Genomic DNA, 13,143 nt, shown 5'->3' on the forward strand with positions numbered 1-13,143 from the left:
CGCCCGGTCATGGGCTTGCCCGTCGGCGCCGGTGGGCTTGGTCGCAGCGACACGCCGAGGCCGGGTCAGGGGCCTCGCCGGGCGGGGCGCGGCGTCGCGAGCAAAGGGCGGGTCGCCGATGAGCAAGTCGCGGCGCTGTTGCGCGGACGAGAATCTGACTAGAGTCCAGGTAGGCGGCCACGGTGAGGAGGGCGAGCGATGGATCCCATCTATGCTCCGAACAAGGAGCACTACGACATCGGCTTCGTCCTGCTGCCAGGGTTCTCCTTGATCGCCTTCTCCTCGGCGCTGGAGCCCCTGCGCATGGCCAACCACCTCGCCGACCGGCAGCTCTATACCTGGCACCTGGTGAGTCGCGATGGCTGTCCCGTGCGCAGCAGCAGCGGCCTGGAGATGGCGGTGGACTGTGCCATGGAGGAGGAGCTGTCGCTGGACCTGGTGCTGGTGTGCGCCGGCGTGGACGTCCAGCACTACTGTGATCGCGATACCCTCGGCTGGCTACGCCGATTGGCCCGGCGTCGCATCCCGCTGGGCGGAGTCTGCACCGGCGGCTACGTGCTTGCCCAGGCCGGGATCCTGGATGGCTACAGCTGTACCCTGCACTGGGAACACATCTCGAGCATTCACGAGGCGCTGCTGTTTCCCGCCGTGACCTTCACCCCGCAGCTGTTCGTCATCGATCGCGACCGCTATACCTGCTCCGGGGGAATCGCGCCCCTGGACATGATGCTGACCCTGATCGGCCGGCAGCAGGGCCTGGCGCTGGCCGAGGCGATCGCCGAGGAGTTCATCCACGAGCGGATCCGCGAGGTGGGCGACCGCCAGCGCACCCCGCTGCGGGTGCGCCTCGGTCGCACCCATCCCAAGCTCGAGGAGCTGGCGACGCTGATGGAGGCGAACCTGCAGGAGCCGCTCTGCCTGGACGAGCTGGCCCGCTATGCCGACCTCTCGCGTCGCCAGGTGGAGCGACTCTTCCAGCGCTACGTGGGCTGTCCGCCGCTGAAGTACTACATGGAGCTGCGCCTCGTGCGCGCGCGGCTGCTGCTGCGCCAGACTCATATGCCGATCACCGACGTGGCCCTGGCGTGCGGCTTCATTTCGCCGCCGCACTTCACCAAGTGCTATCACGACCGCTTCGGCCACTCGCCGAGCCGCGAGCGCGTGCGGCGCAGCGCTCGCGAGGGCGGCACGGCATCGGGCGAGGTGCGCCCGGATGCGCCGCGGGTCGAGGAGGTCTGAGGTTTTCGAGGGGCGACGGCGTTTCCGGGGAGCGTCGCTCCCCGGCGGGGCCCGTCAGCCTCTGGGCCGCAGGTTCTCCGGGTCATACAGGGCGCGATAGCCGACCGCCTCGACGTTCAGCGGATAGTGCTCGCCGAAGTACTCCATGCTCAGCACCTGGCCCACCCGGGCGTGGGAGACCGGCAGGTAGCCCAGGGCGATGATCTTCCCCACCGACGGGCCATAGGCGATGCTCGTCACGTAGGAGCGGCGTCCCAGGGCATCCACCAGCACCTCGCCGCTCTCCGGATCGAGGATCGGCGAATGGCCGACCGGGTAGCGGGCCACACCCCGGGCATCGTGGTGCGCCGTCATGGTCAGGGTGCAGAGGTAGGCCGGCTGCTGATGGCGCTCGCGCTGGGCCAGGTAGGCGCCCTTGCCATGGAACTCCAGTGGCTTGACCTTGGGGCGCGCCAGGCCCGCCTCGACCAGGTTGTACTCGGTCAGCAGGTCGACATTCTGCAGCCGCAGGCTCTTCTCGAGGCGCCGGCTGTTGGCGTAGGTCTCGATGCCCACTGGGGTCACGCCCTGCTCGAACAGCAGGTCCCAGAGGGTCAGCCCGTAGCTGAACGGCAGGTAGAGTTCCCAGCCCAGCTCGCCGACGTAGGAGATGCGAAAGGCCCAGATTGGCAAGCCCCGCACCCGGATCGCCCGCGCCGTGGCGAAGGGGAAGGCGTCGTCCTCCAGCGCCGTGGGGTCGTCAGCGAGCGCCTGCAGGGTGCGCCGCGCCTCCGGGCCCCAGAGCCCCAGGGTGGCCAGGGAGTCGGTACGATCCTCGACGTGCAGGCGCGTCAGCTGCCGGGCCTCGGCCATCCGGGTCATCCACATGAGGTCGCGATGGCCGGTGTCGCCGCCGCACATCACCCGGAAGCCGTCCGCGGCGAGGCGCACGATGGTCAGGTCGGAATGCACGCCGCCGGCCTCATCGAGAAAGTGGGTGTAGATCCCCTTGCCGAGCGGCGTCTCGCCCCCCACCCGCGCCACCGAGAGATACTCCAGCAGTGCCTCGGCGTCGGGGCCGGTGACGTCGAAGATGGCGAAGTGGGAGAGGTTGATCATGCCCACGCCATCACTCAGGGCGAGATGCTCGGCGTTGGAGACGCGCCAGAAGTGGCGGGCGTCCCACTCGTCCGGCCGCTCGGGCACGCGGTCGCCATAGCGTTCCAGTAGCGCCTCATTGGCGGCATAGCCGTGGGCGCGCTCCCAGCCCACTACTTCCATGAAGTGGCCCCCGAGGGCCTCCTCCCGGGGCCAGAAGGGGCTGCGGCGCAGGTTGCGGCCCGTCGCGAAGGGCTCGCGAGGGTGCACCGGCGGGTCGTAGATCTTTTGGGCGATCTCCCGGCAGCGCCCGACGACGTGATGCGGCGTCTTCTGCACCGGGTAGAAGCGGGCGATGTCGATGCCGTGGGGGTCGAGGGTCGGGCGGCCATGGGTGAGCCAGTCGGCCAGCACCTTGCCCATGCCGGGGCCGTCCTTGACCCATACCGCCTCGCACAGCCACAGGCCGCGCGTCTCCGGCGACTCACCGACCAGCGAGCCGCCGTCCGTGGTGACCGAGAGCAGGCCGTTGAAGGAGTGCTTCTCGTCCCAGCCCAGCTCGCCGAGCACCGGGGTCAGCTCGATGGCCCGCTCGAAGGCGGCCATCACCTGGTCGATCTCCAGGTCGCGCATGGAGGGCGAGAGCCGGGCCTGCTCGCGCTCGAGGATGTCGGTGGGGGCGACCAGGCGCGGCGCGGTGGCCTCGTAGTAGCCCCATTCGAGCTGCCCGCCCTCGGTGCTCTGGGGGTCGCCGGTGTCGCGCAGGTAGGCTGAGTTGCCCTGGTCGCGCAGCAGCGGATAGCCGATCTCGAGCCCGGTGCCGGCGAAGGTGTCGAAGGGGCCGAAGAACATCAGCGGGTGCTCCACCGGCATCAGCGGCAGGCTGACACCGGCCATCGCCGCGGGGATCGGACCCCAGATCCCCGAGGTGACGATCACCACCGGGGTGGCGATGTAGCCCCGGGCAGTCATGACGCCGCGCACTCGACCATCCTCGACGTCGATGTCGATGGCCGGGGTGTCGGCGAAGGCCTGGAGGTGGCCGGAGGCCACCGCCTCCTCGATCAGCTCGCCGGCGACCCCCTGCGAGCGGGGCACCACCAGTCCGGCGTCCGGGTCCCAGAGGCCGCCCAGCACCAGCGACCGCTCGACCAGCGGGAAGCGCTCGACGACCTCGTCCGGGCCGATGAGCCGCGCGTTGGTGCCGAAGGCCTTGCCCGAGGCGACCTTGCGCGCCAGCTCGGCCATGCGCGCCTCGTCGCCGACCCGGGCGATCTCTATCCCCCCCACCCGCTGGTAGTGCCCCCGGCGCTCGTAGAACTCCCGGCTGTAGGTGGTGGTGAAGCACGACATCTTGTCGTGGGCGGTCATGTAGCAGAAGTCCGAGGCGTGGGAGGTCGAGCCGATGTCCGAGGGAATGGCGGACTTCTCGAGCCCCACCAGGTTCGTCCAGCCCAGTTCGATCAGGTGGTGGGCCACCGAGGCGCCGACGATGCCGCCCTGGCCGATGATCACCGCGTCTGCCTGCTTGGGTAGTGTTGACATGGCCGCTCTCCGATGCCGATGCGCTCGCCGCTTCTGGCTTCACCATAAGACAGGCCGGCGCCGCCCGTTTGCTCTGGCCGACCGGTTCTTGTCCCGCGGCGACCATCGGCGGCGCCGCGCGGCGGGCGGTGCCGGACGAATGGTACGCGGTGTCGCTGGGACCAAAGTGGCGGTCGCCGCTGGTGCCATGGGAGCGGGCGCGCGGGACTAGCTTCGAGGGCATGACCGGCCTTTCGGCATTCGCCTCGAGGCCGCTTGGCAGGGCCTCGCATCAGCACAGGAGAGACGATCATGTCCCAGGTCATCGAACGCATCGACCACACTCAGACGACCCCGGAGATCCTGCTCTATCCGCGGATCCGCAAGTCGCCGTTCTTCTATGCCTCGCGGCGCCACGGGGTGCGCAAGTACAGCGTCTACAACCATCACTACCATCCGCGCCTCTACACCGATCCCGTCGACGAGTACTGGGCGCTGGTGGAGGGCGTCACCCTCTGGGACGTGGGCGTGGAGCGCCAGATCGAGATCTCGGGCCCCGACGCCTTCACCTTCACCCAGCGGCTGGTGCCGCGGGACATGCGCCAGTGTCAGGTCGGTCAGTGCAAGTACGTCTTCGTCACCGCAGATGACGGCGGCATCATCAACGACCCGGTACTGCTGCGCATCGAGGAGAACCGCTTCTGGCTGTCGCTGGCCGACAGCGACGTGCTGCTGTGGTGCCAGGGGCTCGCCTATCACTCTGGCCTGGACGTCACCATCCGCGAGGTGGACGTGGCACCGGTGCAGGTCCAGGGGCCGAATGCCAAGCCGGTGATGGTGGACCTGTTCGGCGAGCGGGTGCTGGAGATTCCCTACTACCACCTCATGGAGGCGGAGCTCGACGGCATGTCGGTGGTCGTCTCGCGGACCGGCTATTCCGGCGAGATCGGCTACGAGATCTACCTGCGCGAGGCGACCCGCTACGGCGAGGCCCTCTGGCAGCGCGTCTTCGAGGCGGGGCGGCCCCACGGCATGCAGGTGATCGGCCCCTGCCATATCCGCCGCATCGAGGGCGGAATCCTCGCCTTCGGCTGCGACATCTGGTACGACACCAACCCCTTCGAGGTGGGCATGGGCTACGACTGGATGGTCGATCTGCGCGGCGACGACGACTTCATCGGACGCGCGGCCCTGGAGCGCATCAAGGCCGAGGGCGTCTCGCGGCGGCTGGTGGGTGTGGAGATCGACGGTCCGAGCATCGGCTATTTCACCGACGGCTCGATGATCGACGTCTTCCCCGTCCACGACAGCAGCGGCTCCTTGATCGGCAAGGTGACCTCGGCCACCCGCTCGCCGCGCCAGGAGCGCAACATCGGCTACGCCATGGTGCCGATCTCGCATGCCGAGCTCGGCACGCCGCTGCGCATCGAAGCCAATACCGGCATGCAAGAGGCGGTGGTGGTGACCAAGCCGTTCCACGATCCGCGCAAGGACATACCCAAGGGCTGACCCATGAACGATCTGTGCAGCGCGATGCCCCCGGAGCAGCGGCTCCGGGGGTGCCTGGCCCTGGCTCGCTCTCGCTACGAGCTGCTGCCCCTGGCCGATCTGCAAGAGGCGGCCCACCGGCTGCCCCCCGGGGCCTGGGTCACCGTGACCTGCTCGCCGCGCCACGGCATCGAGCGCACTCTCGAAGCGGCGGAGAGGCTGTCCCGTGACGGCTTCTGCGTGGTGCCCCATCTCGCCGCGCGCCTGGTTCGCGACCATGACCACCTGGAGGCGATCGCGGCGCGTCTCTCGGCCGCCGGCATCGACGATGCCTTCGTGGTGGGCGGCGATGCCCCCCGGCCGGCGGGCGACTATGCCAATGGCCTGGCCCTGCTGGAGGCCCTGTCGCAGCTTCCCGGCCGGCCGGCACGGCTCGGCGTGCCGGCCTACCCGGAGGGACACCGGCAGCTCGACGGCGCCCTGTTGCAGCGCGACCTCGAGGCCAAGGCGAGGATCGCCGACTACGCCGTCACCCAGATGTGCTTCGAGTCGGCACCGCTGCTCGACTGGCTGCGCCGTCAGCGCGCCGGAGGCCTGGCGCTGCCGGTCTACGCGGGCATTCCCGGGGTGATCGCCCATGCCCGGCTGCTGTCGGTGGCCCTGCGCATCGGCCTGGGGCCCTCGACCCGGGCGCTGGGGCGCCAGCGGGGGCTGCTCGGGCGGTTGCTGCGGCCGGCCGTGTACCGCCCCGAGGGGCTGATGCGCGGGCTGTGGCCGTCGCTGGAGGAGCCCGGCGGGTTCGCCGGCCTGCATGTCTACTCCTTCAACCAGGTCAGCGCGACTCGCGCCTGGCTGGAGGCGCTGTGTGCGAGTTACTGCGCCGGCCAGGCGTTGGAGCCTGCGCTGTCGTCGTCTGCCGACAGCGGAGCAGAGATTGTGAAACCTGCGGCGAGGTGCTGAAGCCCGGGAAGGCGGCACCGTATACTGGGTGCGATCGGCGAGTGATGCAGGAGGCGTCATCGCCATCGCACCCTTTTTTCGTCACGCATCTCCCGGTGACCGTGACAGCCAAGAGGCGCAGCCGCGTCTTCCAGGAGGTGAAAGATGAGCAAGTCGATCGTGGTGGGCTCCACCCTGGCCGTGCTGGGGCTGGGCGGTATCGCCCTCGGTGCCTGGCAGGTCCAGGACGCGCAACGCGGGCCCGAATACGCCCAGATCACCAGCGTCGAGACCCTGACGCGCACCGTGGAGACGCCCCGCGAGGTCTGCGAGCAGGTGGTCGTGGAGTTGCCGCCCCAGGAGGCCCCGGCGGGACAGGGCGCCAGCCGTGATCCCCACCGCGTGCTGGGCACCGCCGCCGGCGCCATCGTTGGCGGCCTGCTCGGCAATCAGATCGGCGGTGGCAGCGGCAAGAAGATCGCCACCGTGGCCGGGGCCATCGGCGGCGGCCTGGCCGGCCGCGAGGTCCAGGAGCGAGTGGAGGCGCGCCAGCACGCCCAGGCGGCGCCGTCCCAGCCGCTTACCACCACCCGTCAGGAGTGCCGCACCGTGGTCGATACCCATCAGCAGACCGAGGGCTATGAGGTCACCTGGCGCCACGGCGAGCGGGTCGAGACCACGCGCCTGGAGCGTCGCCCCGAGGGCGATCGGGTGCTGCTCGAGGAGGGGCGTCCCCAGTGGGAGGCCGTCTCCGAGAAGGACGTCGCCTCCGAGGAAGCCTGAACGCTTGAAAGCATCACCCACGACAGCGCCCCGGCCAATCTCTGGCCGGGGCGCTGTCGTTGTGGACGGGCGAGGACGCCGGGTCAGTATCTCGACTCGGCCGCTTCAGGTCAGCAGGAAGCCCAGCGCCAGGAAGCCCAGCGCGGTGACGCCGGCCCCGATCAGGGCGTAGGGGAACTGGGTGAGGGCGTGCTGCATGGGCTGGCAGCCGCTGCCCTGGGAGGAGAGCACCGAGGAGTCCGAGAAGAAGCAGGCGTGGCTGCCGAAGCTCGACGCGGAGAGCAGCGCACCGACGACCAGCGGCATCGGGGCGCCCATGCTCTGGGCGATGGGCACCACGATGGGGATCGAGATCACGAACACCCCCCAGGAGGAGCCGGTGGCGAAGACCACCACGGCCATGGAGAGGAACACGATGGCCGGCAGCAGGGCGACCGTCAGGTGGGGCGTCAGGGCATCGATCATGAAGGCGGTCATGCCCAGCTGGTCATTGATCTCGCGCAGCACGAAGCCCACCGCGACGATGGCCAGCGGCAGCATCATGGTGCGAAAGCCGTCCATGATGGCGTCCATCAGGGTGGCGAAGGTAGCCAGGCGCTGGATCAGGTAGAGCAGGATGGTGAACATGATCGCCACGATCACCCCCTTGAGCAGGTCGATCTCGAACCAGGCGCTGGCGCCGATCAGCACCGCCATCGGGGCCAGGAAGTTGATCACGCCGACCCACGGCCGGGTCGTGGGCACGTCGTCCTCGCCGAGGGCGACATCCGGCGCGTCGTCGGGGATCGGCTGGCCGCTCCTGGCGCGCGCCTCGGCGGCCTTCATCGGCCCGATGTCCGGCATGATGCCGATGGCCACCAGCAGTACCAGGCCCATGGCCACCCAGCCGTAGAGCATGAAGGGGATCGACTGGATGTAGAGCCACATGCCCGCGCTCTTGGTCGCGGCGTTGGTCTCGAGCAGCTCGGCGAAGTAGACCGCCCAGGTGGAGAGCGGCACCAGGATGCAGATCGGCGCCGCCGTGGAGTCGACGATGTAGGCGAGCTTCTCGCGGGAGACGCCGAAACGGTCGGTGAGGCGTTTCATGGCCGCCGAGGTGGCCAGGGCGTTGAGGTAGTCGTCGATGAAGATCAGCACGCCCAGCGCGGCGGTGCTCAGCAGCGACTGGCGGCGCGTCTTGACCAGGCGGGTCATGAAGTGACTGAAGCTCAGGGTACAGCCCGACTTCTCCAGCATGGCGATGAAGCCGCCCATCAGCCCGCAGACCAGGATCAGCCAGGCAATGGTCTCGTCCATCATCACCGCGAGCGAGATGTCGGCCAGCTCGCCGACGAAGTCCTGGGGCTGGAGCATGATCAGCCCGGAGATCGCGCCGATCGCCAGGGCCTCGAGGGTGCGGTGGGTGGCGATGGCCACCACCAGCACGATCAGCGAGGGTACCAGGCTGATCCAGCCGAAATCCGTGCCGGGCTGGTGGGTCAGCGTCAGGCCGACCACCGTGGCGAGCACGGCCAGCATCAGCAGCAGGGTGCGGCCCGTGCCGCGTCGCGCGGGCAGCGAGGGGGCGAAGGGGTGGGTGGACTGGCTCATGGACGACCTCCATCGCGCAACGGTGCGGCGCCGGGCGTATCGGGGAGGGTGGATCGGTCGGCATGGGCCGGGACAAGGGGGATTGTGATTGTCATTGCGTGGCTCCCTTGGTGGCTGTGAGGGTGAGGGGGTATCGGACCGGCACGGGGCGTCCCGGACGACCGCCGGCGGGATCACCGGGGGCATCGATCATGGGGTCGCTCTTGGGACTCTCAGAGGCCGACGGGGCGCCGGGGTTCAGACGTGGCGCAGGTACCAGTCGTATTCCAGCTTGCTCACCGCCTGCATGGCCCGGTCGCGCTCGGCGCGGCGATTGGCCAGGAAAACGTGGAGGAAGTCGCGTCCGAGGGCCTCGGCGAGGACCTCGCTCTCCTCCAGCAGGGCCAGCGCCTGGTACCAGCTGTTGGTCAGGCTGGGCGCCACCTGGTCGTAGGCGTTGCCGCTGATCGCCGGGGGCGGCGTGGCCTGATGCTGCAGGCCATGGTCGATGGCGGCCAGCAGCGTCGCCATCAGCAGGTAGGGATTGACGTCCGCGCCGGCCACCCGGTGTTCGAGGCGCCGCGCCGCGTTGGGGCCAGAGGGAATGCGCACCGCCACCGAGCGGTTGTCGTAGCCCCAGGTCGGAGCCATGGGCACGTAGAGGCCCGGCTGGAAGCGGCGGAAGGCGTTGAGATTGGGGGCGAACAGCGCCATGGAGGCGGGCATCAACGCCAGCAACCCGGCCACGGCCTGCTTGAGCCGAGGCGTGCCCAGCGGGTCCTCATTCTCGGCCGCGAAGACGTTGCGTCCCGCCTCGTCGAGTAGGCTGATGTGGACATGGGTGCCGCTGCCGGCCTCCTCGCCATAGGGCTTGGCCATGAAGGTGGCCTCGAAGCCATGCCGCAGTGCCACGCCCTTGATCAGCCGCTTGAGCAGCACGGCGCTGTCGCAGGCCGCCAGGGCATCGTCGCAGTGGATCAGGTTGATCTCGAACTGCCCCGGGGCGCACTCCTTGAGGGCGGTATCCAGCGGCAGGCCCTGGATGCGCGCCGCCGAGTGGATCTCCTCGAGGAAGTCCGCGTATTCGTCGAGCTCGCTGATCGAGTAGAGTTGGCTGTGGCTGGCGCGCTCGCCGCTGGCCGGTGAGCAGGGGGGCTGGGTCATGCCCAGCTCGTCGCGCTGGCGGTCGACCAGGTAGAACTCTAGCTCCACGGCGACCACCGGCGTCAGGCCCGCCTGGTGGAAGCGCTCGAGCACGCGGGACAGCACCTGGCGAGGATCGGCGAAGAAGGGGGTGTCGTCGACCTCGACCATGGTCATCAGCAGTTGGGCCTGGCGGCCATTGCGCAGCCAGGGGCTCGGCATCAGCGTGCCAGGGACGGGGCGGCAGACCCGATCGCCGTCGCCGCTGGAGAGCCCCAGCCCGGTCTCCTCGATGGTGTTGCCGAGGATGTCCAGGGCGAATACCGAGGCGGGCAGGTTGACCCCGTCGCGATAGGCTTTCTCCAGATTCTCGCGCGGGATGCGCTTGCCGCGCTGCACGCCGTTGAGGTCGCTGATCAGCAGGTCGATGCTGGCAATGTCGGGGTGACGTTCCAGGAAGTCACGGGCTTCGTCGACGGGAAGGGGCGGCATGATGACACCTGTTTCCTTGGATGTTGGCGTTGTGGTCATCTTTGGCCGAACCGCTATGTGTTGTCAAATAATTTACGTTATTGGCGGAGCTGCTGGCGGTCGTCCTTCGTGGTTGTTCATAAAAATCCCTTTAATATCATTAGTTAAGTTTTGTATTGCCCGCGACAGGCATTGCGCGGGTTGGCAAGATTAATCAACCGCGCTATGTTGAGCAAAGCATAACAACCCCGACGCTGAACCTTTCAAGGAGGCTGCCATGCAGACTCGACCCCTGGTGGGGGTGATCGCCTGTCGCCGCGAGGTGGAGGGCCACCCCGCGCACATGGTGACCGACAAGTATCTCTCCGCCCTGCGGGAGTATGGCCTCGAACCGGTCGTGTTGCCGGTCTGGGAATCCGTCGTGGGGGCGGACATCAAGCCCCTTCTGGCGCGCCTGGATGGCCTGGTGCTGACCGGCAGCTACACCAACGTGGTGCCGCAGCGCTACGGCGCCGAACGCGAACCGGAGAACACCCGGGACGATCCGAGCCGTGACGCCGCGGCCATGGCCTGGGTGCCGGTGGCCCTGGACCTTGGCGTGCCGCTGCTGGGCATCTGCCGAGGCTTTCAGGAGCTCAACGTGGCCTTCGGCGGCAGCCTCTACCAGGCGGTACAGAAGCAGCCCGGCAGGCTCGATCACCGTGAGCCGGCCGGCGATCGCGAGACCCAGTACGCCCCCAGCCACGACCTGGAGATCCTCCCGGGCGGTCGGCTGGCGGCCCTCCACCCCGAGCGCCATACCCGGGTGAACTCCCTGCACCAGCAGGGCATCGAGCGACTCGGCGCGGGCCTCACCGCCGAGGCCGTGGCGCCGGATGGCCTGATCGAGGCGATCTCGGTCACCGACGCCCCAGCCTTCACCCTGGCGGTGCAGTGGCACCCCGAGTGGCGTCCCCGCGAGCATTCGCTCTACGACGCCCTGTTCACCGCCTTCGCCCAGGCCTGCAAGCAGCGCCAGGCCAGCCCCTCGTCACTGCCGGCCTGAGGGCCCGCGACAACGGAGAATCATCATGCAGACTCAAGCGTGTCAGGCCCTGGATCGGGCCCATCACCTTCACCCTTTCACCGACTTCAAGGCGCTGGGCCAGGAGGGGTGTCGCGTCATCACCCGTGCCGAGGGCGTCTATATCCACGACAGCGAGGGGCATCGCATCCTCGATGGCATGGCCGGCTTGTGGTGCGTGAACCTCGGCTATGGGCGCCGCGAGCTGGTCGAGGCGGCGGCGGAGCAGATGGCCGAGCTGCCCTACTACAACACCTTCTTCAAGACGACCCACCCGCCGGTCGCCCGCCTCGCCGAGAAGCTCTGCGACCTGGCGCCGGCCCACATCAACCACGTGTTCTTCACCGGCTCCGGGTCCGAGGCCAACGACACCGTGCTGCGCATGGTGCGTCGCTACTGGGCGCTCGAGGGCAAGCCCGAGAAGCAGTGGATCATCGGCCGCGAGAACGGCTATCACGGCTCCACGGTGGCGGGCTTGAGCCTCGGCGGCATGGCGCCGATGCACGGCCAGGGCGGTCCCTGCGTGCCCGGCATCACCCATGTGCGCCAGCCCTACTGGTTCGGGGAAGGGCAGGATCAGTCGCCGGAGGCCTTCGGGCGCGCCTGCGCCGCGGCGCTGGAGGAGAAGATCCTCGAGCTCGGCGAGGAGAAGGTCGCGGCCTTCATCGCCGAGCCCGTGCAGGGGGCCGGCGGCGCCATCATGCCGCCGGCCAGCTACTGGCCGGCGGTCAAGGCGGTGCTGGCCAGGTACGACATCCTGCTGGTCGCCGACGAGGTGATCTGCGGCTTCGGGCGCCTCGGGGAGTGGTTCGGCAGCCAGCACTTCGGCCTCGAGCCGGACCTGATGCCGATCGCCAAGGGGCTGTCGTCGGGCTATCTGCCGATCGGCGGCGTGCTGGTGGGCGATCGCGTGGCGGACACGCTGATCGAGGCGGGGGGCGAGTTCTTCCACGGCTTCACCTATTCCGGGCACCCGACCTGCGCCGCCGTGGCGCTCAAGAACCTGGAACTGCTGGAGGCCGAGGGAGTCGTCGAGCGGGTCCGCGACGACCTGGGTCCCTACCTGGCCGAGCGCTGGGCCGAGCTTGGCGACCATCCCGTGGTCGGCGAGGCGCGCTCGCTGGGCCTGATGGGCGCGCTGGAGCTGATCGATCCGGCCACCGGCGAGCGCTTCGACAAGGCCCTGTCGGCCGGCAACCTGTGCCGCGACATCTGCTTTGCCACCGGGCTGGTGATGCGCTCGGTGGGCGATACCATGATCATCGCTCCGCCGCTGGTGATCACCCGCGACGAGATCGACGAACTGGTGCGCCTGGCGCGCCAGGCCCTGGACGAGACCGCCCGCCGCCTGGCCGATCGGCGTGCCGCGGCGCCGTCCACCGTCCTTAATGCAGAGGAGATTCGCGCATGAGCCCCACACGTCATCCGACGACCCGCGAGGAGTGGCAGGCGCTGGCCGCCGAGCTGACCGTCGAGCAAGGCCTCGAGACCCGCGCCTATATCGACGATGCCTTCGTCGACGCCGCCGATGGCGCGACCCTGACCACCGTGAATCCGGCCACCGGCGAGGCGCTCGCCGAGGTGGCGAGCTGCGACGCCGCCGATGCCGAGGTCGCCGTGGCGGCCGCCCGGGCCGCCGTCGACGGCGGCGCCTGGTCGCGCCTCGCCCCGGGCAGGCGCAAGGCCGTGCTGCTCAAGCTGGCCGACCTGATGGCGGCGCACAAACACGAGCTGGCACTGCTCGACACCCTGGACATGGGCAAGCCGGTTACCAGCGCGCTGGGTGACCTGGCCGGCGCCATCGGCTGCCTGCGCTACCAGGCCGAGTGCATCGACAAGCTCTACGG

10 protein-coding genes are annotated in these 13,143 nt (G+C 69.1%); 7 read left to right on the forward strand and 3 right to left on the reverse strand.

The features are described from left to right. Positions 1 to 198: 198 nt before the first annotated feature. A complete protein-coding gene (locus FEI13_RS15995; RefSeq protein WP_138182515.1) occupies positions 199 to 1,239 on the forward strand; it encodes a GlxA family transcriptional regulator in 1,041 nt (346 codons plus the stop codon). 54 nt (positions 1,240 to 1,293) lie between these two features. On the opposite strand, the gene FEI13_RS16000 is transcribed toward FEI13_RS15995, so the two are convergent. Beyond that, on the reverse strand, positions 1,294 to 3,861 hold the full coding sequence (locus FEI13_RS16000; protein ID WP_138182516.1) for a GcvT family protein: 2,568 nt from the start codon (positions 3,859 to 3,861) through the stop codon (positions 1,294 to 1,296). 291 nt (positions 3,862 to 4,152) lie between these two features. Between FEI13_RS16000 and FEI13_RS16005 the strand changes: the two genes are divergently transcribed. From FEI13_RS16005 to FEI13_RS16015, 3 genes are all read left to right on the forward strand, one after another. Next, positions 4,153 to 5,349, forward strand: coding sequence for a glycine cleavage T C-terminal barrel domain-containing protein (locus FEI13_RS16005; protein WP_138182517.1), 1,197 nt, complete (start codon positions 4,153 to 4,155; stop codon positions 5,347 to 5,349). A gap of 3 nt (positions 5,350 to 5,352) precedes the next feature. Next, a complete protein-coding gene (locus FEI13_RS16010; RefSeq protein WP_138182518.1) occupies positions 5,353 to 6,288 on the forward strand; it encodes a methylenetetrahydrofolate reductase in 936 nt (311 codons plus the stop codon). A 144-nt stretch (positions 6,289 to 6,432) separates the two neighbouring features. Next, positions 6,433 to 7,050 carry a glycine zipper 2TM domain-containing protein gene (locus FEI13_RS16015; RefSeq protein ID WP_138182519.1) on the forward strand — a complete coding sequence of 206 codons (618 nt, stop codon included), beginning with the start codon at positions 6,433 to 6,435 and terminating at the stop codon, positions 7,048 to 7,050. A gap of 105 nt (positions 7,051 to 7,155) precedes the next feature. Here FEI13_RS16015 and FEI13_RS16020 read toward each other — a convergent pair whose 3' ends face one another. Next, entirely contained in the window at positions 7,156 to 8,640 is a 1,485-nt protein-coding gene (locus FEI13_RS16020; RefSeq protein ID WP_138182520.1) for a Na+/H+ antiporter NhaC family protein, read from the reverse strand. A 237-nt stretch (positions 8,641 to 8,877) separates the two neighbouring features. Next, a complete protein-coding gene (locus tag FEI13_RS16025; RefSeq protein ID WP_138182521.1) occupies positions 8,878 to 10,254 on the reverse strand; it encodes a glutamine synthetase family protein in 1,377 nt (458 codons plus the stop codon). A gap of 256 nt (positions 10,255 to 10,510) precedes the next feature. Between FEI13_RS16025 and FEI13_RS16030 the strand changes: the two genes are divergently transcribed. From FEI13_RS16030 to FEI13_RS16040, 3 genes are all read left to right on the forward strand, one after another. After that, a complete protein-coding gene (locus tag FEI13_RS16030; protein WP_138182522.1) occupies positions 10,511 to 11,278 on the forward strand; it encodes a gamma-glutamyl-gamma-aminobutyrate hydrolase family protein in 768 nt (255 codons plus the stop codon). Between the two features lie 25 nt (positions 11,279 to 11,303). Beyond that, positions 11,304 to 12,707, forward strand: a complete 1,404-nt coding sequence (locus FEI13_RS16035) for an aspartate aminotransferase family protein (RefSeq protein WP_138182523.1) — start codon at positions 11,304 to 11,306, stop codon at positions 12,705 to 12,707. After that, the coding region (locus tag FEI13_RS16040) for an aldehyde dehydrogenase family protein (RefSeq protein ID WP_138182524.1) at positions 12,704 to 13,143 on the forward strand (440 nt) is incomplete at its 3' end. The genes FEI13_RS16035 and FEI13_RS16040, both read left to right, overlap by 4 nt.

The organism is Halomonas urmiana (genome assembly GCF_005780185.1).
GTDB lineage: Bacteria > Pseudomonadota > Gammaproteobacteria > Pseudomonadales > Halomonadaceae > Halomonas > Halomonas urmiana.